The organism is Allosalinactinospora lopnorensis (genome assembly GCF_000981225.1).
Lineage (GTDB): Bacteria > Actinomycetota > Actinomycetes > Streptosporangiales > Streptosporangiaceae > Allosalinactinospora > Allosalinactinospora lopnorensis.
In genome coordinates this window covers 1-19,946 of sequence record NZ_LAJC01000070.1, presented here as the reverse complement: position 1 = coordinate 19,946, position 19,946 = coordinate 1, and the positions used below count along the sequence as shown (strand labels likewise).

Genomic DNA, 19,946 nt, shown 5'->3' with positions numbered 1-19,946 from the left:
TCAGCGCACGTCCAGCCAGACCATGCGGTGATCGGAGGCGGCATCGGCCACCTCCGACACCGGGTCGTCGGTGGCCGGCCAGAACACCGCGGTGTCGAGTACGGGCAGACCGCGCGAAGGCAGCACGTAGTCCGCCCGGAGGTTGCCCGGCCCGGGATCATCGGCGAAGTCGGCGGTGTCGTGAGCGGGGTCGCCGGCGTGCTCGTCGTTGGCCCCGCCCTGCAGCTCCGCCGCCTCCACGCCGCCCTCGCCGGCCGGCCGCACCGTTCCGTTGACCCGCGCGGCCTCCAGCAGCTGCGCCACGGCATCGGGGTGGCCGTCGCCGTCCTCGGGGTCGGTGTTGAGGTCGCCCGCGATCACGAACCTCGCGCCCGGGCGCAGCCCTCCGTAGCGGCCCTCGTCGTCGTAGATGTAGCCGGCCCTCCCCGGTGTGACGTAGTCGGCCCAGAACCGGATCTCGTCGTGGTTGCGGGCGACGTTGCGCTTCTCCGGACCGTCGAAGGTGGGGGGAGTGGGGTGGGAGGCCAGAAGGTGCACGGTCCTTCCGCGTCCGGTGCGCACCGGCAGGTCCCAGTGGTTCTTCGAGGACAGCCGGAGAACCTCCAGCGCCTCGTCGGAGTAGAAGTCCTCACCGGTCCCGGGGTCGGTGGGCAGCAGCGCACCGGGCATGTCCGCCCAGCGGAACGTCTGGAAGGTGCGGGCGGCACCGGTGTCGATGGGGTATTTGGAGTAGACCACCATCCCGTACTGGCCGGGATAGACGCCGTAGCCGAAGGCGTCCTCGGCGTAGCCGGATTCGCCCGGCTCGGTGACGGCCCGGCCGTCGTTGTCCAGGTCCACCCCCGAGGCGATCCCGGTGTTGCTCGGCGCGGTGTAGCTGTAGGGGTAGGCGATGGGCTCCGCTCCATTCTGCCCCGCCGACAGGTAGTTCTCCTGGAACAGCCTGGAGGCGCGGCCCTCGCCGTCGTGGTCGAACTCGTTGACCAGCAGCACATCAGGCCGCTGGCGCTGGATGATCTCGGCGACCGCCCGGGCCTGCTCGTCATCGGGCGTGGCGAGGTCCTCAGCGAGCTCCCCCTCGGCCGCCCGGTGCAGCGAGGCGTTGAACGTGGCGAACCGGATACCGGCCTCCGCGCGCCCGGCCGTCTCCGCCGCTGCCGCAGGGGTGAGGGCGGCGGTGGTCGCGGTGAACAGGGCAACCGCCGCGAGGGTGGAGGGGACGGCGGTGCGGGAACGGCGCGGGGTGCGCATGCGAGACCTTTCGGGACGCGGACGGGCGGGCGGCTGGAACCAGAGTGCCCGCTCCTTCTATCAGCGGGACCGCCGGGGCGGTGAACATCCGGTGCACGCACGGTGATCCGCGGCCGGGGTCAACCGTTGAAGTACCACTTGGCGTGCTGGGTGAGCAGAATGCCGAACACCGTCCAGCACAGCGCCGCGAAGACGAGGTTGAGCACGCCGCTGCCGCCGCCGCTACCGACGAGCGAGAGCATGGCATTCACCGTGTAGAAGGCGCCGAAGACGCCCTCAAGGACCAGGGCCCCGATACGGATGCTGTTGCGCCGGCGGGGGAAGCGGGCGGCCAGCATGAACGTGAGGACCGTGATCCCCACGGCCATCGCCAGGAAGACGAGCAGGACCACCACGACGCCGACTCCGAGGGCGCCGAAAAACCGGCCCATCTCCTCGTCCAGAGAGGAGATCGCGCCGGACACCGTGCCGAAGGCGACCGCGACGATCAGCAGGAGCGCGCTGACGAGCGCGCCCAGCCCTCCCTGGATGAACATGATCACGCGGGCGGCGGTCACCGAACCCGGCATCTCGCCCGTGAGCCCCGCCGGAGCGCCGCCGTACCCCGGCCGGCCGTAACCATAAGGCGGCATCCCGGGCTGCGGCGGGCCGTAGGACGGCTGCCCGGACGGGGGAGGTCCGAACGAGGGCTGCCCGTACTGAGGGCCGTGCGCTCCGCTGGGCTGCTGCGGTGGGCGGTAGCCGCCCCCGTACTCCGACATCGTCGTGGACCTTCCATCGCTTCGGGTCTCGCGCGAGTGCGGTGTTCAGACGGGATGCGGGTTGCGCGCGGTTCCCTGTCTTCGCCGGGGAAACAACGTAGCAGCAGAGGAACCGCTCCCTCCGGGCCGGATTCGCCGGAGCTCATGGGCGGTCTGAAAGCGCTGCTCGGCTCGAACTGCCTCGGCGGCATGTAGCCGCCCGCGAGGTGCCGGTGCGGCACCATCGTGGCCAGGGGATACATTCGGTGGACGCGCCGACCGCCACGGGGAAACGGGTCTCGGCGCGGTCAGGGCGGCAGCAGGACGCGAAGAGCAGCGGGATAAGGGGGCACCGGCGAATGGCGCGGCGACGGCTCGTCATGGGAACAGCGGTCATGGGGAGTGTCGCGGCACTCGGCGTACCGCTGGGGCTGCTGTGGTGGGCGATCGCGCCGCGGCCCGAGGTCACCGTCACCGGGAACGGGACGACCGTGCCCCTGCCGCTCTCCGAGACCGTGTTCGCCTCCGAGGGCTACTTCGCCATCATCATGGTGTGCGCCGGTGTGGCCTGCGGATACGGCACCTACCTGGTGCAGTACAAGGTGGCCTCGCGGCACGGGACGGACCTGCGCCTGGTCTGCCTGGTCGGCCTCGTCATCGGCGCCGTGGCCGGGTCGCTGGTCGCCTGGCGTGTCGGCGTGGGACTCGACTCCGGGGCCTTCGAGCGGACGCTCGCCGATGCCGAACCCGAGGAGGTGGTCCAGGCCGGGCTGCAACTGCGCGCCCTGGGCACCCTGCTCGTGTGGCCCTTCGTGTGTGTACTGCAGTACGGCCTGTTCGACGCGGTCAGCATCTGGCGCCAGGACCTGCCGCATCAGCGGAACGCCGAGGCGTCCGGCACCGGCGACCCGGGGCAGGGCGACGTGGGAGAGAGCGGCTCGGGGGGCGCGGAAGAGGGCCGGACCGTTCCGTGAGCCGCATCGCGGCCCGGCGGTCCTTCAGCCTCCCGTCGAGATCCGGGCGGTGACGGCCCGGGTAAGGCGGACGAGGTCATGGGGGGCGAGTTCCATCTGCACCCCCCGGCGCCCGGCCGAGACGAAGACCGTCGGATGGCCGGTCACGGAGGAGTCGATGACGGTCCTCAACCTCCTGCGCTGGCCGAGGGGGCTGATGCCCCCGCGCACGTAACCGGTGGCCCGCTCGGCGTCCCCGGGATCGGCCATCGTGGCCCTCTTCCCGCCCGCGGCGGCGGCCAGCGCCTTGAGATCGAGCGCCGCGCCGACCGGGACGACGCCGACGGTGAGCGTGCCGTCGACCGTGGCCACCAGCGTCTTGAACACCCGGTCGTGGCCGAGGCGCAGGGCGTCGGCGGCCTCCGTGCCGTAGGAGGAGCCGTCGCCGCTCGCGGTGTAGGGATGCAGGACGTACCAGACCTTCGCGCGACTCGCCGCGACCGTCGCCGGTGTCCCCTTTCCGCCCACGCTTCCTCCTCCCCTTGCTCGGGGCGCCGGATCAGTTCAGGCTGACGTCGCGCCGCAGGAGCCGCCCGGCGGGCAGTGCGGGCAGCCCCGCCAGGATACGGTTCTCCCGGCGCAGCAGCGCGCCGGCGAGGTCCAGCCGGGCCGCCGCGTGGTCGGCTTCCAGCAGCTCCTGCTTGTCGCGCTGGTCGAGGAGCATCGCCGCGGAGACGGCGTAGGACAGCCGGAGCGGGCCGGTGGGCAACTCGTCTGGAGGCTCGGCGGGCACTCCGATGCTGTTCAGCCGCTCGCAGTAGACGCCGAACAGCCGTTTGACGCGTTCGGCCCGGGCGTCGGCGTCGGGTCCGAGTTCGTCGGGCATGGGCGTGGTCTCGGCCCTGATATAGGGGTGCTCGTCATCGGGGACGAGGACGTCGTCGACGCGGAAGCGCGAGTCGCCCTCGACCACGAGGTCGTAGCGGCCGTCCCCGTGCTCGCGGACGCTGCGGAACTCGGCGGTGCAGCCGACTCCGTGCAGCTGGGGCGCGGAGTCCGCGCCGACCTCGTGGCCGAGGGCGATGCCGACGATCCCGAACCGGCGCGCGGCGCCCGCGGGGAGCGCCAGGAGTTCGGCCACCAGGTGCCGGTACCGCTTCTCGAACACGTGCAGTGGCATCGTGAGCCCGGGGAACAGCACACTCCCGAGCGGGAACAGTGGTAGCCGGTGGGGCATTGGACAAGTATGCCCACGTACGGCGCGGCCTCCCGCCTGTCCCACGGGAGGCCGCGGCAGACCGGCCGCGGGCGCCGGTTCAGCCCGCGACAGACGGGCCGGCGGTCTCCGGCGCCGTGGGGTCGTCGCCCTCGTCGGGCATGTCGCGCGCCACGAAGGTCTCGACGTCGAAGAGGTTGCCGTTGCTGCGGTCGATCACCGCGAGCAGCGTGGACATCTTCGCGACCTCCTCGGTCTGCTCCTTCAGGAACCACTGGAGGAACTGCTCGCCGGTGTAGTCGTTCTCCTCGCGGGCCGTCTTGGCCAGCAGGTGGAACTGACCGGTCACCTCGCGCTCCTGGCGCAGGGCGAGCGCCACGAGATCGCGCGGCGTGGCGAAGTCATTCTGAATTTCATCGGTCTGCGGAATCGTCGCGGGGACGTCGTTGTCGAGCAGGAAACGCACGATCATCATCGCGTGATCGCGTTCTTCCAGTGACTGCCCGTAGAAGACCCGTGCCAGCTGCGGAAGGTCGCGGTCGTCGAACCACGTAGCGAGCGCGACGTACTGCTGTGAGGCGGTGAACTCGTGTCGCACCTGGTCAAGTAGGAGGCGATGGAACTTGGAGAGGCCGTGTTCGGTGGTTTTCGTCGTCGAAGTCATGCCCCCAGGATAACGCAAAAAGGGGAAATCGGCGATTAATAGAAAGGTCATATCGCTCACTTAGGCAAGCCTTTCATAATATGAATTAGGTTAGGTGTCCCAAAGTCGGGCGGTGTTTATTCCGAGGTTTTGCGGTGAGCCTTGCCTAAAACATCGGAGGGCGGGCGGCCGGGTGGCGCGATGCGGGCTCCGCGGGGGCGTGCGCCGAGGTGAGAGCCGTCACCGCCGCGAAAGACGGGGCTTAGGGCCCCTAGAATGGACCCGTGATTTCGCGCATCGACCTCCGAGGAGCCTCTGGTGACCTGCGCGACCTGCTGCCGCGCGCCGAGACCGATGTCGAGGCCACGCTGGACCGGGTCCGCCCGATCTGCGACGACGTCCGCCATCGGGGCGTCGAGGCGCTGGTCGAACTCACCGAACGTTTCGACGGCGTCCGGCTGAGCGACATCCGGGTGCCCCAGGAGGCCCTCAACTCCGCGCTCGCCGCCCTCGACCCGGCCGTGCGCGCCGCGCTGCAGGAGTCGATCCACCGCGCCCGCACGGTCCACCGCGACCAGCGCCGCACCGACACCACGACCCGGGTGGCCCCCGGCGGGACCGTCACCGAACGCTGGATCCCCGTCGGGCGCGTGGGTCTCTACGTCCCGGGCGGGCGGGCCGCCTACCCGTCGAGCGTCGTGATGAACGTGGTCCCCGCCCAGGAAGCCGGTGTCGGCTCGCTGGCCGTGACCTCACCGCCGCACCCCGACTCCGGCGGGCTGCCGCACCCTACTGTCCTCGCCGCCTGCGCGCTGCTCGGGGTGGACGAGGTATACGCCGTCGGGGGCGCCCAGGCGGTCGCGATGTTCGCCTACGGCGCCGGCGAGTGCGCCCGCGCCGATATGGTCACCGGCCCGGGAAACATCTGGGTGGCCGCGGCCAAGCGGCTGCTCAAGGGGGTCGTCGGCATCGACTCCGAGGCCGGTCCGACCGAGATCGCGATCCTGGCCGACGACACCGCCGATCCCGGATACGTCGCCGCCGATCTCATCAGCCAGGCCGAGCACGACGTCGTCGCCGCGTCGGTGCTGGTGACCCCGTCCACCGACCTCGCCGCCAAGGTCGAGGCCGAACTGGCGGAACGGGTGCCCGCCACCAAGCACAGCGAACGCGTGGCCGAGGCGCTGCGCGGACCCCAGTCCGGCATCGTGCTGGTCGACGACCTCCTGCACGGGCTCATCGTGGTCGACGCCTACGCCGCCGAGCACCTGGAGGTCATGACGGCCGATGCGCGCGCCGTCGCCGACCGGGTCCGCAACGCCGGGGCGATCTTCGTCGGTGACCACGCCCCGGTCTCGCTCGGCGACTACTGCGCCGGCTCCAACCACGTCCTGCCCACCGGCGGGTGCGCCTGCCACTCCTCGGGGTTGAGCGTCCAGAGCTTCCTGAAGGGCGTCCATGTGGTCGACTACGACCGCTCCGCGCTGGCAGAGGTCGCGCACCACGTGGTCACGCTCGCCGAAGCCGAGAACCTGCCCGCGCACGGGGAGGCCGTCACCGCCCGGCTGGGCCACGACGGAGAGAGGGAGGGCCGGTGACCGGGTTCGGCCTCGACGACCTGCCGATCCGCGACGACCTGCGCGGCCGCAGCCCCTACGGTGCGCCGCAGTTGGCCGTCCCGGTCGCGCTGAACACCAACGAGAACCCCTACCCTCCCTCCGGCCGGCTCGCCGAGGCGCTGGCCCGCGAGGTGAGCGCCGTCGCCGCCGGCCTCAACCGCTACCCCGACCGCGACGCCACCCGGCTGCGCGCGGCCCTGGCCGACTACCTCGGCCACGGCCTGGGCGTGGACCGGGTGTGGGCGGCCAACGGCTCCAACGAGGTGCTCCAGCAGATCCTGCAGGTCTTCGGCGGTCCCGGGCGCACGGCCATGGGCTTCGAACCCTCCTACTCGATGCACCCGATCCTGGCCCGCGCCGCCAACACCGACTGGGTCTCGGTGCCGCGCACCGCCGACTTCGCCGTCGACCCCGAGACCGCCGCCGGCGCGATCGCCGAGCACCGGCCGTCGGTCGTCTTTTTGACCTCGCCCAACAACCCCACGGGGACGGCGCTGCCGCTGGAGGTCATCGAGGAGGTCCTGCGCGTGGCGCCCGGTGTGGTGGTGGTGGACGAGGCCTACGCCGAGTTCCGTCGGGAAGGCACTCCCAGCGCGCTCACGCTGCTGCCCGAGCACCCGCGGCTCATCGTCTCCCGCACCATGTCCAAGGCCTTCGCGATGGCCGGCGCCCGGCTGGGCTACCTCGCGGCGCACCCGGCCGTAGTCGACGCGCTGCAGCTGGTCCGGCTGCCCTACCACCTCTCGGCGGTCAGCCAGGTGGTGGCGGCCACGGCGCTCGACTTCGCCGACGAGCTCCTCGGCGCGGTCAAGCGCCTACGCGAGGAGCGCGACTCCCTGGTGGAGTGGCTGCGCGAACACGGGTTCACCGTGGCCGACTCCGACGCCAACTTCGTCATGTTCGGCGAGTTCGCCGACCGCACGGCCGTCTGGCAGGGGATGCTCGACCGCGGCGTGCTCATCCGCGAGACGGGGCCGCCGGGGTGGCTACGCGTCACCATCGGCACCACCGAGGAAATGTCGGCGTTCCGCGCTTCGTTGCTCCAGGTGACGGCAGGTCAGGCAGGTCATCAGAGCGCGTAGCCCTCGCCGTCCACCGAGACCAGGAGAATACGAACCACATGAGCCGCACCGGCCGCGTCGAACGCACCACCAAAGAGACCAAGGTCTCCGTCGAGATCGACCTCGACGGCACCGGGGTCGCCGACATCTCCACCGGCGTCGGCTTCTACGACCACATGCTCGACCAGCTTGCCAAGCACGGCCTGTTCGATCTGTCCGTGCGCACCGAAGGCGACCTGCACATCGACTCCCACCACACGATGGAGGACACCGCGCTGGCGCTGGGGGCGGCGTTCAAGGAGGCGCTGGGCGACAAGGCGGGCATCCGGCGCTTCGCCGACGCCAAGGTGCCGCTGGACGAGGCGCTGGCCGAGGTCACCGTGGATGTGTCGGGCCGCCCCTACCTGGTGCACACCGAACCCGAGGGCATGGCCCCGGTGATCGGGCGCGACTACGACACCACCATGACGCGGCACATCTTCGAGTCGTTCGTGGCCCAGGCCCGGGTCGCGCTGCACATCCACGTCCCCTACGGGCGCAACGCCCACCACATCGTCGAATGCCAGTTCAAGGCGCTCGCCCGGGCGCTGCGGTTCGCCTGCGAACCCGACCCGCGTGTGAGGGGGATCCCCTCCACCAAGGGTGCCCTGTAATGACGGACCTCTGGGGGCTGCTGCTCGTCGCCCTGGGCGGGATGCTCGCCGGCGGCGCGATCGCGATGTGGAAGTTCAGCAGGGCGGCCGCGGCCCTCCTCGCGGTCTGCGCCGCCCTCGCGGTGGCCTCGGGCGTGCTGCGGCTCGACTACTTCTGAGCCTTACTGCCTTCTGAGCCGTCCGGCGCCTCCCGCGGGTTCGGGTCCGCGGTGAGGGGCGGGGCTCTGCGGTGGGGGTTTGTGGGAGAGGGGTGGGTGTGCCGGATCTGTCCACGTTCGCTCCTCGCGGCGGGGCCCTACGACCGGGGGCCGGGTACGGGAAAAACGCGGTGGAGCCCAAGGGCCCGCACCGCGCTTGTCGAGCTTGTCGGCCCCCGGTCTCCCGCCGCGATGCGCTCTGCGTGTCCAGATCCGTCCACCCTCGCCGCCGCTCGTGGCGGGCGCGAGGGGGCGTGGTCGTCCTTTGGGGCTTTCTCATCGCCGATCTTGACCATCGCGTTCCTTCACGCGCGCACGCGGGACTGCGCCCACTCCCCACCAGCCTCCGTGACGTTGTTTCCGCCGCGAGGCCGCCGGAATGGCCATAAAAGCACGACGGGGGAGGAGCGTTACCGGCGCGGTCCTATAGCTCCCCGTTGCGCAGCTCGCCGAGGAGAGCCGCCCACTCTGCATGGGGAAAGCCGAGACGGCCACCCGAGGGATCCTTGGAGCCGCGTACGGCGACCGAGGCCGGGAGGTCGGCGATCTCGACGCAGTTGTTCACGCCGCCGCTGTAGCTGCTCTTGCGCCACTGGGCCGGGGCATGTCCTGGCCGTGCATTTCCGTGTTCTCCTTTAGAAGCGCCTCTTTGGTGACTTACGGCCTAGAGATCGAACTCCCCGGCCTTGACACCTTCGATGAAGACGCGGAAATTCTTCAATGGTGTGCGAACGATGGGTGCATCGCTGGTACGGGGGTCGTCGGCTTCGATGATGCCGACAGTGTCACCAACCACGGCCACGTGTACACATTCGCCGTTGCTGCCACTGAAAGAGGATTTACGCCATATAGACGATGCTCATGCCGTTGAGGTGAAGAGTACAGCGGCGATCTCCCCGCCCGGCACAGAGGCCATCGCCGTGCGCGAGGCAGCGCCGGAGATCAGCCTAAGGAGGCCGCCGGCGCTTCCCCGGATGCCGGTGTCCGCGTCGACTTCGATCTGATGCGCCGAGAGGCCGACGAGTTCTTCGGCACCGAGGACCGTCTTGGCGACGACGACCCGTGGGAGCGCTGCGGTAGATAGACGTTCGGCACGGCCCACCCGCCCCCACCCCATAGGATGGGCTGCGTCGCCGCAGATTAGGGAGCCGTACCAGGTGAGCGCGAACGTCGTCGTCCTCGACTATGGATCGGGCAATCTGCGTTCGGCGCAGCGGGCCCTGGAGCGCGCCGGCGCCGGCGTCACCGTCACCGCGGACCCGCACGCCGCTTTGGAGGCCGACGGACTCGTCGTACCCGGTGTGGGCGCGTTCGAGGCCTGCATCACGGGCCTGCGCGAGGCCGGCGGGCACCGCGTCATCGGCAAGCGGCTCGCGGGGGGCCGTCCGGTGCTGGGCATCTGTGTAGGAATGCAGGTGCTGTTCGAGCGGGGCGTGGAGCACGGTGTCACCTCCGAGGGGTGCGGCGAGTGGCCCGGCACCGTGGAGCGGCTGCGCGCCGACGTCGTGCCGCACATGGGCTGGAACACCCTCGATGTGCCCGACGGCTCCCGGCTGTTCGCCGGGGCCGGAGCCGAGGAGCGCTTCTACTTCGTGCACTCCTACGGGGTGCTGCGCTGGGAGCTGGTGCCCGCCAGCCCGCACATCCCGCCGCCGCTGGTCACCTGGTCCACCCACGGCGCCCCGTTCGTCGCCGCGGTCGAGAACGGCCCGCTGTGGGCCACCCAGTTCCACCCGGAGAAGTCCGGCGACTCCGGCGCAAAGGTGCTGGCCAACTGGGTCGCGACGTTGTAGCCGGCCCGCCGCCCGCACACCCACCGCCCGCTGTCCGCTACACGAAGGTCGTTGACGCTATGCCCTCCACCCTCGAACTCCTCCCCGCCGTGGACGTCGCCGGCGGCCAGGCCGTCCAGCTCGTCCAGGGCAAGGCCGACTCCGGCGGCCGGTACGGCGACCCGCTGCAGGCGGCGCTGGGCTGGCAGAACGCCGGCGCGGAATGGATCCACCTGGTCGACCTCGATGCCGCGTTCGGCCGCGGGCACAACCGGGATCTGCTGCGCGACATCGTCGGCCGGGTCGACGTCAGGGTGGAGCTGTCCGGAGGGATCCGCGACGACGACTCGCTGGCCGCCGCCCTGGCCACCGGCTGCACCCGGGTCAACATCGGCACCGCCGCGCTGGAGAACCCCGAGTGGTGCGCCAAGATCATCGCCGAGCACGGCGACCGGATCGCCATCGGCCTGGACGTCCGCGGCGGCACGCTGGCCGCCCGCGGCTGGACCCGCGACGGCGGCGACCTGCTGGAGACCCTGGACCGGCTGGAGTCGGAGGGCTGCGCCCGCTACGTGGTGACCGACGTCAACAAGGACGGCACGCTCAAGGGCCCCAACCTGGAGCTGCTGCGCACGGTGTGCCGGCGCACCGCAAAGCCGGTGGTCGCCAGCGGCGGCGTGTCCAGCCTGGCCGACCTGGAGGCCATCGCCGCGCTGGTCGGCGAGGGGGTCGAGGGGGCCATCATGGGCACCGCCCTCTACGAGGCGCGTTCACCCTCGAAGAGGCGCTGGAGGCGGTGAAGTCCCGATGACGGTCGCGATCCGGGTCATCCCCTGCCTCGACGTCGACGCCGGGCGCGTCGTCAAGGGCGTCAACTTCCAGAACCTGCGCGACGCCGGGGACCCCGTCGAGCTGGCCGGCCGCTACGACGCCGACGGCGCCGACGAGCTCACCTTCCTCGACGTCACCGCGTCCAGCGGCGACCGCGAGACCACCTACGACGTCGTGCGCCGCACCGCCGAGCAGGTCTTCATCCCGCTCACCGTCGGCGGCGGGGTGCGCACCACCGACGACGTCGACCGGCTGCTGCGCGCCGGCGCCGACAAGGTGGGCGTGAACACCGCCGCGATCGCGCGCCCCGAACTGATCCGCGAGATCGCCGAGCGCTTCGGCAGCCAGGTGCTGGTGCTCTCCGCCGACGTCCGCCGGGTCGCCCCCGGCGACGAGCCCACACCAAGCGGTTTCGAGGTCACCACGCACGGCGGGCGGCGCGGCACCGGCATCGACGCCGTCGAGTGGGCCGCACGCGCGGCCGAGCTGGGGGCCGGTGAGATCCTGCTGAACTCGATGGACGCCGACGGCACCAAGGCCGGTTTCGACCTGGAGCTGATCCGCGCCGTGCGCGCCGTGGCCCACATCCCGCTGATCGCCAGCGGCGGCGCGGGCAAGGTCGAGCACTTCCCGCGAGCCATCGAGGCGGGGGCTGACGCGGTCCTTGCGGCGAGCGTGTTCCACTTCGGCGAGTTCACGATCGCCGACGTCAAGGCCGAACTGAAGGCCCACGGGCACCCGGTCCGCTAATCCCGCCGATCTTGACCATCGCGTTCCTTGACGCGCGCACGAAGGAACGCGATGGTCAAGATCGGCGGTGAGGGTGGACGGATCCGGCACACCCGCCCTCCCAACGCGGTCCCGAACCCCGCGGGCGGACACGGCCAACCACAACCTAACCCCACCCATTGACGCAGAAGCGGCGGCGCGGGTTATGCCGCTCCCAGCCTCTCGTAGAGGTCCCGGTACACCTCGGCCAGGCGGGGCCAGGTGCGGTGCGAGGCGATCTCGGTGCGGCCGGCCTCGGCCAGCTCCTCCCGCAGCCCGGTCGCCGTGCAGCCGGCGCAGCGCTTCGGCGAGCTCATCGGCGGCGCCCGGCCGGATCATGAGGCCCGCCGCACCGCCGGCCAGCAGCTCCCGCAGAGCGGGCAGATCGCTGGCGACCACGGGGGTGCCGAGCGCCATCGCCTCGACCGGCTTGAGCGGGGTGACCAGGCGGCAGACGCGCTCGTCGGCGCGCGGCGCGGCGAACACGTCCAGCGCGGCATGCGCGCGCAGTGCCTCCTCGGGCGGGACGCGGCCGGGCAGGACGCAAGCCTCGGCCAGGCCGCGCTCGGCGGCCCGCGCGAGCAGCGCCGCCCGCTCCGCCCCGTCGCCGACAAGCAGCACCCGCACGGGCAGGCCGCTCTCGCGCAGCAGCGCCGCCGCGTCGATCAGCGTCGCGAACCCCTCGTAGGCCATCAGGCTGGAGACCGACCCCACGACGAACTCCCCGGCCCCGATGCCGTACTCGCGGCGGAAGCCCTCGCCGTCGGGACGCGTGTCCAGCAGGTGCGGGTCCACCGCGTTGGGGGCCAGCACGACGCGTTCGGGGTCCGCGCCGCGGGCGATGATCTCCTCGCGCATGGTGCCGGCCAGTGTCACCACGGCGTCCGCACCGCGCATCAGCGACGCCTCGCGCTCCACGATCAGCCGGTGCCGTTCACTGCCCTCGGCCCGGGGGCCGGCGCCCGAGATCCAGGTCTCCTCCAAAAACCCCCGGACCTCGTAGACGACCGGGAGGCCGAGCCGCGCCCCGACCTCCATGGCCACCGACCCGTTGCGGTGGTCGGTGGCGGCGTGCAGCACCGCCGGGCGCAACCGTAGAGCCAGGTCGGTGGCGGCGGACACCCCGGCCTCGATCTGCTTCGCCAGCCCTTCGGGCAGCTCCTCTCCCGGGCGCAGCCGGTGGTAGCCGATCCCGTCGAGCACCTCCTCGCTCGGAACGCCGGCGACATCCCTCGGCCAGCCGACGAATGTCGCGACGTGCGGATCCAGCCCCTCCGCGCGCTGCGCCGTCACGATGCGGTGCGTGCGGACCGTGTAACCGGCCTGGGTGTGCGGCAGGGCGTTGGAAACCAGGTGCAGCACCCGTCCCGGGACCCCGTTGAGCGGGCCGGTGCCGCCGTCGGGCTTCGGGAGGTCCGGCAGCGGGCCGAGAGCGGCGCGTTCACCGGTGTAGCGCCGGCGCAGTGCCCCGCAGAACTCGTGGACGTGCTCATAGGGTGCGACCGCCTCGACGGCCTCGGTCAGCGCGCCCCGATGGAACAGCAGCCGGGCGCTGCGCGCGGCCGCCCCTCCGTGCAGGGCCGCGGTGTAGCGCCCGGGAACCCGCAGCCGCCGTGCGGCGACCTCGGTCAGCCGCGGCTGTTCCAGCACCGCCACCGTGGCGGCCAGCCGCCGGGTGAGGAACCGCCTGCGGCGGGACGCGCGGCCGATGTCGTCGGCCAGCCGGTGCAGCAGGTCGCGGGCGTCGTGGACCCGGTCGTCGGCGGCGAGCAGCGCCAGGGCCGAGACGGGGAACCGGGGGAGTGCCGAGCCGCGGCCGGCGCCGGCTGCCCGCAGAGCAAGGGAGCGCGCCGCGGGCGGGAGCCCGCGGGCGGTACGGACAGCGCGGTGCACCACCGCGTCATAGGCGTCGGCGAGCAGAGACCGCGGTCCGCGCTTGGTCGGCATGGGAACAGGGCGTACGGAGGAATTGAGGTCAGGCACGCTCCAGTTTCCGCCGCCACGGTAGCCCGGGCCCAGCGGCGCCCGCGAATATCGCCGCGATTTTGCCTGTCCGCGACCTGGCGTTCACCCCGATTTCGGCGACCGGCCCGGAGCCGCGCACCCGTACGAACGCCACCGCCGCACGCGGCTGGGGGGCACCCGTGTGTCCCGGAATATCCGTCCGAAAGAGCGCGAATACGGAAAATGCCGGTAAACGCTTCCGTGCCCCGGAATTCCGCGGTCACCGGCGGCCCGGCCACCCGCTCTCCGCGGTCCGGGAAACGCCGGGCGGAAACGGAGCGGGACCGGCGCGAAAGCCTTTATCGGGGGGTTTCCGGACCGAACGGGAGGCACCGCCCGGGGCTCCGATTTCCGCGAGGCTCCCGGCCGAATTCTCCGGTGAAACCGGGGAGAGCACATGGCCTGCCCCCCGCCATTGTGGCCGCAGTCGGCCACGCGCCGCTCACCCCGCCGACACGGCGCTTCCGCAGTGCGGGCGAACCGCGCGCTTCTCAGCGGAAACATGCGCGCACAGGCCCGTCCGCGCCCTGCAGCACGGAGACGCAAGGGGTTTCGCCGCGCGGAATAGCCCGATTCCCCCCAGCGCTGAACGAATCGGCGCGGACCTTCCCGCATTGGGCGGAGTAGGTTGGCAACCGGGATGCCATCCCCTCATCGGATGGCATCTGCGCATGTGCGTGGCCGAACGAACGGGGGACATATGGCGCAGGGGAGCACCGAGAGCGGACCGGCGTCCGGCTCCCCGATCTTCCGGCGCGGGGTGCGGGTGCTGTGGATCGCGATGCGCACCGAACCGTGGGTCTGCGCCGTGGCCGTCCTCGGAGCCTCCCTGCACGCGGCCGGCACCGTCGGCTCGGCATGGGTCCTCGGGCGCATCACCGACACCGTCATCCTCCCGGCGTTCGCCGAAGGCCGCACCACCACCGCGGCACTGGCCGCCGCCGCCGCGCTCCTCCTCGGTGTCGGCGTGGTCAAGGCGCTCGGGCTCGGCGCGCGGCGGCTGTTCGCCGGCCTCATGCAGTTCCGCATGCAGGCCCGATACCGCCGCCAGGTCGCCCGGAAGTACCTCCGCCTCCCGCTGTCCTGGCACCACCGCCACCCCACCGGGCAGCTGCTGTCCAACGCCAACGCCGACGTCGAGGCCACCTGGCAGCCGCTCGCGCCGCTGCCGATGGTCCTCGGGAGCCTGTTCATGCTGCTGGCGGCGGCCGTCGCCATGGTGGTCACCGACCCCGTCCTCGCACTCGTGGGGTTCGTGGTCTTCCCCCTGCTGTTCGCGATCAACGTGGTCTTCCAGCGCAAGATCGCACCGGTGGCCACCCGAGCCCAGGCGCTGCGCGCGCAGGTCAGCGAGGTCGCGCACGAGTCCTTCGACGGCGCTCTGGTGGTCAAGACCCTGGGGCGCGAGGACACCGAGACGGAGCGCTTCACGGCGGCCGCGCACCGGCTGCGCGACGCCCAGATCCAGGTCGGCCGGATGCGCGGAATGTTCGACCCGGTCATGGAGGGCCTGCCCAACCTCGGCGTGCTGGCCGTACTGCTGGTCGGGACGTGGCGGCTGTCCAACGGCGCGATCGACCCGGGCGACCTGGTACAGATCGCCTACCTCTTCACGCTTCTCGCCCTGCCCATCCGCTCGTTCGGCTGGCTGCTGGGCGACCTGCCGCGCAGCGTCGTCGGGTGGAACCGGGTCCAGACGGTGCTCTCGGCTGACGGCGCGATGCACTACGGCGGCGCCCGGACCAACGGGCACGGGAGCGGCGGGGTCCGGCTCACCGCCCGCGATGTGAGCTTCTCCTACGAGGACACCTACGACCGGTCGGGCGTGAGCGGCCGCGACCTCGCCGACACCGCCCCTGGCACCGGTGCCCCGCGCACCACGGTCCTCAGAGACGTGACCCTCGACATCGCCCCGGGGCGTACCGTCGCTGTCGTCGGCCCGACCGGTGCGGGCAAGTCCACGCTGACAATGCTGCTCATGCGGCTGGTCGACCCCGATAGCGGGACCGTGGGCTACGACGGCGTCGACGCGCGCGACCTGGAGCAGGGTGAGATCGCCGGCGCCGCCGCCCTGGTACCGCAGTCGACGTTCGTCTTCGAGGACACCGCGCGCGGCAACGTCACCCTCGGCGCCGATGTGGACGACGCCGACGTCTGGGCGGCACTGCGGCTGGCCCGCGCCGACTCCTTCGTGGCGGCCCTGCCCGGCGGTCTCGACACCCGGCTCGGCGAGCGCGGGACCTCGCTCTCCGGCGGGCAGCGGCAGCGCCTCGCGCTGGCCCGCGCTGTTGTGCGCCGGCCCCGGCTGCTCATCCTGGACGACGCGACATCCGCCGTCGACCCGCAGATCGAGGCGCAGATCCTCGCGGGGCTGCGCGACACCGAGCTCGCCGCCACCGTGGTCGTCGTCGCCTACCGCAGGGCCACCATCGAACTCGCCGACGAGATCGTCTACCTGGAACGGGGAACGGTGCGCGACCAGGGTATCCATCACGAGCTGCTGGAGCGCTCACCCGGATACCGGAAGCTGGTGACGGCCTACGAGCGCGCCACAGCAGAACGGGAACGCCGGGCCCGGGGCGCCGGAACGGACGGGGACGAGGACACCCCCAGCACGGAGGAGATCGTTCGATGAGCACCCCAGTGGCCACCGGCACCGGGCGGGAGGACGCATCGGGGAACCGGCCGGCGGACGAGGGCGCCCCCGCCCTGCACCGCTCCTCCGACTCCGCTCTCGGCACGATCCGCCGCGGCCTGCAGCTCTCCCCGGAGTTCACCCGGGGACTGAGGCTGACCCTGGTGTTCGCGCTGATCGCGACCGTCGGCAAGATCATCGTGCCGATCGCGGTGCAGCAGATCATCGACAACGGCATCGGCGAGGGCACCCGCGTCCCGGACATGGGCTTCGTCGCCGCCGCTGTCACGCTGTGCGCCGTGCTGCTGGTGATCACAGCGGCGTGCTCCTTCCTGATGAACGTGCGGCTGTACCGCGCCACCGAGTCCGGGCTGGCCACGCTGCGCCGCAAGGCGTTCCGGCACGTGCACGACCTGTCGGTGCTCACCCAGAACAGCGAGCGCAAGGGCGCGCTCGTCTCGCGGGTCACCGCCGACGTCGACCAGATCAGCGTCTTCATGCAGTGGGGCGGCCTGCTGCTCATCGTCAGCACCGGCCAGCTCCTCATCGCCACGGTGCTCATGGCCGTCTACTCCTGGCAGCTCACCGTGGTGGTCTGGGTGTGCTTCCTGCCGCTGCTGTTCGGCGTCCGCTGGCTGCAGCGCCTGCTGTCCCGCGCCTATCTGAAGGTCCGCGAGCGCACCGGCGACATGCTCGGCGTGATCGGCGAGACCGTCATGGGGGCCGCGATCATCCGCGCCCACGCCACCGAGGAGCGCACCGCGCACCGCGTCGACGAAACGGTCCTGGCGACCCGGCGGGCGCAGGTGAGGGCGCAGCGGCTGTCCATGGCCGTTTCACCGGTCGCCGAGCTCGTCGCGGCCGTGGCCAACGCGGCCGTGGTCGTCACCGGTGTGCTGCTGGGGGTCGCGGGCGATATCACCCCCGGTGAGCTGGTGGCGTTCCTGTTCCTGGTCACGCTGTTCATCACGCCGATGATGATGGCGACCGAGATCTTCAACGAGGCGCAGAACGCCATCGCCGGCTGGCGGCGCGTGCTCGGCGTCCTCGACACCGTCCCCGACATCGCCGACCCGGGCGAGGCCGGCCACGAGCTCCCGCGCGGTCCGGTGGAGGTGCGGTTCGAGGGGGTCGGCTACGCCTACCCCGAAGGGCCGACCGTACTCGACGGCGTCGACCAGGAGATCGCGCCCGGCACCAGGGTGGCCGTGGTCGGCGAGACCGGCTCCGGCAAGACGACCTTCGTCAAGCTGCTCACCCGCCTCATGGACCCGGTCGAAGGGCGGGTGCTGCTCGACGGCGTGGACCTGCGCGAGATCGCGTTCTCTTCGCTGCGCAGCCGGATCGTCATGGTCCCGCAGGAGGGCTTCCTCTTCGACGGGTCGCTGGGCGCCAACATCCGGTTCGCGCGCCCCGAGGCCGGCGACGCCGAGCTGGAGGCGGCCATCCACGAGCTGGGCCTGCGGGACTGGCTGAGCGGTCTGGCGCACGGCCTGGACACCCCCGTCGGGCAGCGGGGCGAGTCCTTGTCGGCGGGGGAGCGGCAGCTGGTGGCGCTGGTACGGGCCTACGTCGCCGACCCCGATCTGCTGGTGCTGGACGAGGCCACCTCGGCGGTGGACCCGCACACCGAGGTCCGCATCCAGCGCGCGCTGGACCGGCTCACACACGGCCGGACGTCGGTGACCATCGCGCACCGGCTCTCCACGGCCGAAGCCGCCGACGAGGTGTTCGTGTTCGACGCCGGGCGGATCGTCCAGCGGGGCACGCACGCCGAGCTGGTGGAGAGGCCGGGCGTCTACGCCGACCTCTACGGATCCTGGGTGCGCAGCTCGGCGTGACTACAGGTCGCGCTCGGCCCACCAGTGGGCGGCCAGCAGCTCCCCGACGACGGGTTCGGTGAGCAGCCGCACGTCGGCGTCGGTGTCGCCCGGGTAGCGCAGGTTCAGCGCCGAGCCGGCCATGTCCCCCCCGACGCAGACGAACGCCCCGCGCAGATGCAGGAGCTGCTCGGTCAGCCGCTCGTCGTAGTGCGAGCCGGCGAACAGCACAGCGCGGTAGTCGCTGACGGCGGCGAGGTAGCGGTCCGTGTGCGACCACTCGCCCGACTCGGCGGCGTGCGCGGGCAGCACCGGCCCTTGGCGGACCACCAGCGCCGCCTGCTGCGCCGAGCACAGCCGCTCCGCTGGTGCCACGAAGTGCAGGTCGTCGGGGGAGTGCAGCGCCTCGGCGGCCCGCGGGAGCCAGCGCGGGGCGCGCTCCAGCAGCCCCGACACCGAGTTCGCGGCCCGCCGCAGGCTCAGCGACAGGTCGCTGCTCGCGCCCGCGGACGGCGCGCCGAGCCGGTGGCCCAGCAGCGACAGCAGCGCGAGAGCGTGCACGTGGCCGCGGCAGGTGAGTCCGCTCTTCTCCTCGCCGGACATCAGCGGCACCAGGATGTCGGCGTAGCGCGCCACCGGGGAGTCGGGATCATCGGTCAGCACGATGATCGCCGACTGCTCCACGTAGCGGTCGAGCGCCGTGCACAGTTCGCGCAGCCCGCCCCCCACCGAGACCGCCACCACGAGGGTGTCCGGGCCCGGGGGCAGGCTGTGCAGCGCCGACGCGTACTCCGCGGTGGCCCCGAGACCGGCCCGCCGCATCCGCGCCGCCGCCATTTCGCAGGCGTAGCGCGAGGCGCCCAGCCCCAGCAGCAGGATGCCCGCGGGCTCGTCGTCCAGCAGCGACGGCAGCGCGGCGTAGGGGTCCCTGCGCGCGAGCCGGTCGGCCAGCGCGGTCATCGCGGCCGGCTTGGCCTCCAGGTCGGCGGTGAGAAGCTGGGCGCTCACGTTTCTCCTGCTCGTGTCACGACCGGCGGCCGCCCGCCGCCGGAACGGTGTCCGGTTGCACCCTAGACCGTGCTTCCGGGATGCGTGCTCCGGATACGCCGCGACCCGGACCGTCAGCCGCGGCTATGGCCATTTTCACCCGCCGGCGCCGCCCCGGCCGGAGCGGCTCTAGCCTGGAGGCATGAGCGCAACTCTCTCCGGGAACGGCGACGGGCGGCCCGCCGGGAGGCTGGACCCCGCCGTCGCCGCACGGCTGAAACGGACCCCCGAAGGACTGCTGCCGGCCATCGTCCAGCAGCACGACACGGGCGAGGTGCTCATGCTCGCCTGGATGGACGACGAAGCCCTGCGCCGGACGCTCAGCACGCGCAGCGCCACCTACTGGTCGCGCAGCCGGAGGGAGTACTGGGTCAAGGGTGCCACCTCGGGAAACGTGCAGCGCGTCCATTCCGTCGCCCTGGACTGCGACGGTGACACCCTGCTGGTCAAGGTGGACCAGACCGGAAACGCCTGCCACACCGGCGACCGTACCTGCTTCGACGCCGGCCGCCTCCCGCTGGAGGGGGAGAGCGGATGAGCCGCTCGGTGCCTCCCCGGCGGGAGTTCACGGTGGCCCTGCTGGTCACGGTCGCGGGAGCGGCGGCGTTGCTTGCCGCCGCCGGTCAGGTCTGGGCGGTGGCGGAGGTGCGGGTGGCCGGGCCGTCGGCGCCCGCCCTCGTGGAGCTGGCCGGCGAGGACACCGCGCCGGCGGCCTCCGCTCTCGGCTGGGCCGGTC

18 protein-coding genes and 4 pseudogenes are annotated in these 19,946 nt (G+C 72.0%); 12 read left to right on the top strand and 10 right to left on the bottom strand.

Annotated features, from left to right (window positions below; genetic code table 11):
- Window positions 1–1,251, bottom strand: coding sequence for an endonuclease/exonuclease/phosphatase family protein (locus tag VS93_RS21175; RefSeq protein WP_046471645.1), 1,251 nt, complete (start codon window positions 1,249–1,251; stop codon window positions 1–3).
- A gap of 119 nt (window positions 1,252–1,370) precedes the next feature.
- Window positions 1,371–2,012, bottom strand: coding sequence for a hypothetical protein (locus tag VS93_RS27255; RefSeq protein ID WP_156184959.1), 642 nt, complete (start codon window positions 2,010–2,012; stop codon window positions 1,371–1,373).
- A 338-nt stretch (window positions 2,013–2,350) separates the two neighbouring features.
- Here VS93_RS27255 and VS93_RS21165 point away from each other — a divergent pair, with 338 nt between their 5' ends.
- Window positions 2,351–2,965 carry a hypothetical protein gene (locus tag VS93_RS21165; protein ID WP_046471644.1) on the top strand — a complete coding sequence of 205 codons (615 nt, stop codon included), beginning with the start codon at window positions 2,351–2,353 and terminating at the stop codon, window positions 2,963–2,965.
- Between the two features lie 24 nt (window positions 2,966–2,989).
- Here VS93_RS21165 and ybaK read toward each other — a convergent pair whose 3' ends face one another.
- From ybaK to VS93_RS21150, 3 genes are all read right to left on the bottom strand, one after another.
- Window positions 2,990–3,472, bottom strand: a complete 483-nt coding sequence (gene ybaK, locus VS93_RS21160) for a Cys-tRNA(Pro) deacylase (RefSeq protein ID WP_046471643.1) — start codon at window positions 3,470–3,472, stop codon at window positions 2,990–2,992.
- A 31-nt stretch (window positions 3,473–3,503) separates the two neighbouring features.
- A complete protein-coding gene (locus VS93_RS21155; protein ID WP_046471642.1) occupies window positions 3,504–4,181 on the bottom strand; it encodes an LON peptidase substrate-binding domain-containing protein in 678 nt (225 codons plus the stop codon).
- Between the two features lie 79 nt (window positions 4,182–4,260).
- Entirely contained in the window at window positions 4,261–4,824 is a 564-nt protein-coding gene (locus VS93_RS21150; protein ID WP_046471641.1) for a ferritin, read from the bottom strand.
- 263 nt (window positions 4,825–5,087) lie between these two features.
- Between VS93_RS21150 and hisD the strand changes: the two genes are divergently transcribed.
- The 4 genes from hisD to VS93_RS30115 are packed head-to-tail and all read left to right on the top strand — an operon-like array spanning window position 5,088 to window position 8,294.
- Window positions 5,088–6,401, top strand: coding sequence for a histidinol dehydrogenase (gene hisD, locus VS93_RS21145; protein WP_046471640.1), 1,314 nt, complete (start codon window positions 5,088–5,090; stop codon window positions 6,399–6,401).
- Entirely contained in the window at window positions 6,398–7,504 is a 1,107-nt protein-coding gene (locus tag VS93_RS21140; RefSeq protein WP_046471639.1) for a histidinol-phosphate transaminase, read from the top strand. Before hisD ends, VS93_RS21140 begins: the two co-directional genes overlap by 4 nt.
- 38 nt (window positions 7,505–7,542) lie before the next feature.
- A complete protein-coding gene (gene hisB, locus VS93_RS21135; protein ID WP_046471638.1) occupies window positions 7,543–8,136 on the top strand; it encodes an imidazoleglycerol-phosphate dehydratase HisB in 594 nt (197 codons plus the stop codon).
- On the top strand, window positions 8,136–8,294 hold the full coding sequence (locus VS93_RS30115) for a hypothetical protein (protein ID WP_046471637.1): 159 nt from the start codon (window positions 8,136–8,138) through the stop codon (window positions 8,292–8,294). Before hisB ends, VS93_RS30115 begins: the two co-directional genes overlap by 1 nt.
- 463 nt (window positions 8,295–8,757) lie before the next feature.
- Here VS93_RS30115 and VS93_RS28510 read toward each other — a convergent pair.
- The 3 genes and pseudogenes from VS93_RS28510 to VS93_RS29420 all read right to left on the bottom strand — a co-directional run.
- Window positions 8,758–8,919: pseudogene (locus VS93_RS28510) on the bottom strand (DUF397 domain-containing protein); the annotation flags it as partial.
- Between the two features lie 78 nt (window positions 8,920–8,997).
- The gene (locus VS93_RS28505) at window positions 8,998–9,183 is read right to left on the bottom strand and encodes a DUF397 domain-containing protein (RefSeq protein ID WP_082127078.1); all 186 of its coding nucleotides are present in this window, start codon (window positions 9,181–9,183) and stop codon (window positions 8,998–9,000) included.
- A 9-nt stretch (window positions 9,184–9,192) separates the two neighbouring features.
- Window positions 9,193–9,435: a hypothetical protein gene (locus VS93_RS29420; protein WP_046471636.1), complete on the bottom strand. Its 243-nt coding sequence runs from the start codon at window positions 9,433–9,435 to the stop codon at window positions 9,193–9,195.
- 55 nt (window positions 9,436–9,490) lie between these two features.
- Between VS93_RS29420 and hisH the strand changes: the two genes are divergently transcribed.
- The 3 genes and pseudogenes from hisH to hisF all read left to right on the top strand — a co-directional run bounded on the left by hisH (window position 9,491) and on the right by hisF (window position 11,686).
- Window positions 9,491–10,126 carry an imidazole glycerol phosphate synthase subunit HisH gene (gene hisH / locus VS93_RS21120; protein WP_046471635.1) on the top strand — a complete coding sequence of 212 codons (636 nt, stop codon included), beginning with the start codon at window positions 9,491–9,493 and terminating at the stop codon, window positions 10,124–10,126.
- A gap of 59 nt (window positions 10,127–10,185) precedes the next feature.
- Window positions 10,186–10,916: pseudogene (priA, locus tag VS93_RS21115) on the top strand (bifunctional 1-(5-phosphoribosyl)-5-((5-phosphoribosylamino)methylideneamino)imidazole-4-carboxamide isomerase/phosphoribosylanthranilate isomerase PriA).
- The gene (hisF, locus tag VS93_RS21110; protein ID WP_046471634.1) at window positions 10,913–11,686 is read left to right on the top strand and encodes an imidazole glycerol phosphate synthase subunit HisF; all 774 of its coding nucleotides are present in this window, start codon (window positions 10,913–10,915) and stop codon (window positions 11,684–11,686) included. Before priA ends, hisF begins: the two are co-directional and overlap by 4 nt.
- A 360-nt stretch (window positions 11,687–12,046) precedes the next feature.
- Here hisF and VS93_RS28495 read toward each other — a convergent pair.
- A pseudogene (locus tag VS93_RS28495) lies at window positions 12,047–13,651 on the bottom strand (glycosyltransferase); the annotation flags it as partial.
- 757 nt (window positions 13,652–14,408) lie between these two features.
- On the opposite strand from VS93_RS28495, the gene VS93_RS21100 reads away from it, so the two are divergent.
- Both VS93_RS21100 and VS93_RS21095 read left to right on the top strand, forming a co-directional pair.
- Window positions 14,409–16,343, top strand: coding sequence for an ABC transporter ATP-binding protein (locus VS93_RS21100; RefSeq protein WP_046471633.1), 1,935 nt, complete (start codon window positions 14,409–14,411; stop codon window positions 16,341–16,343).
- On the top strand, window positions 16,340–18,184 hold the full coding sequence (locus VS93_RS21095) for an ABC transporter ATP-binding protein (RefSeq protein ID WP_046471632.1): 1,845 nt from the start codon (window positions 16,340–16,342) through the stop codon (window positions 18,182–18,184). Before VS93_RS21100 ends, VS93_RS21095 begins: the two co-directional genes overlap by 4 nt.
- On the opposite strand, the gene VS93_RS21090 is transcribed toward VS93_RS21095, so the two are convergent.
- On the bottom strand, window positions 18,185–19,171 hold the full coding sequence (locus VS93_RS21090; protein ID WP_046471631.1) for an SIS domain-containing protein: 987 nt from the start codon (window positions 19,169–19,171) through the stop codon (window positions 18,185–18,187).
- Between the two features lie 181 nt (window positions 19,172–19,352).
- Here VS93_RS21090 and hisI point away from each other — a divergent pair, with 181 nt between their 5' ends.
- Window positions 19,353–19,748 (top strand): phosphoribosyl-AMP cyclohydrolase, encoded by a 396-nt coding sequence (hisI, locus tag VS93_RS21085; RefSeq protein ID WP_046471630.1) that lies wholly within the window; start codon window positions 19,353–19,355, stop codon window positions 19,746–19,748.
- Window positions 19,745–19,946 (top strand): annotated as a pseudogene (locus VS93_RS21080) (Trp biosynthesis-associated membrane protein); the annotation flags it as partial. The gene hisI and the pseudogene VS93_RS21080, both read left to right, overlap by 4 nt.

Excerpts from the sequence above, each read along its gene's own strand:
- hisB (WP_046471638.1), top strand. The coding sequence starts at position 7,543 with ATGAGCCGCACCGGCCGCGTCGAACGCACCACCAAAGAGACCAAGGTC.
- VS93_RS21150 (WP_046471641.1), bottom strand. The coding sequence starts at position 4,824 with ATGACTTCGACGACGAAAACCACCGAACACGGCCTCTCCAAGTTCCAT.
- VS93_RS21095 (WP_046471632.1), top strand. The coding sequence starts at position 16,340 with ATGAGCACCCCAGTGGCCACCGGCACCGGGCGGGAGGACGCATCGGGG.
- VS93_RS21100 (WP_046471633.1), top strand. The coding sequence starts at position 14,409 with ATGGCGCAGGGGAGCACCGAGAGCGGACCGGCGTCCGGCTCCCCGATC.
- hisF (WP_046471634.1), top strand. The coding sequence starts at position 10,913 with ATGACGGTCGCGATCCGGGTCATCCCCTGCCTCGACGTCGACGCCGGG.
- hisI (WP_046471630.1), top strand. The coding sequence starts at position 19,353 with ATGAGCGCAACTCTCTCCGGGAACGGCGACGGGCGGCCCGCCGGGAGG.
- VS93_RS30115 (WP_046471637.1), top strand. The coding sequence starts at position 8,136 with ATGACGGACCTCTGGGGGCTGCTGCTCGTCGCCCTGGGCGGGATGCTC.
- VS93_RS21175 (WP_046471645.1), bottom strand. The coding sequence starts at position 1,251 with ATGCGCACCCCGCGCCGTTCCCGCACCGCCGTCCCCTCCACCCTCGCG.
- VS93_RS21155 (WP_046471642.1), bottom strand. The coding sequence starts at position 4,181 with ATGCCCCACCGGCTACCACTGTTCCCGCTCGGGAGTGTGCTGTTCCCC.
- VS93_RS21165 (WP_046471644.1), top strand. The coding sequence starts at position 2,351 with ATGGCGCGGCGACGGCTCGTCATGGGAACAGCGGTCATGGGGAGTGTC.
- VS93_RS27255 (WP_156184959.1), bottom strand. The coding sequence starts at position 2,012 with ATGTCGGAGTACGGGGGCGGCTACCGCCCACCGCAGCAGCCCAGCGGA.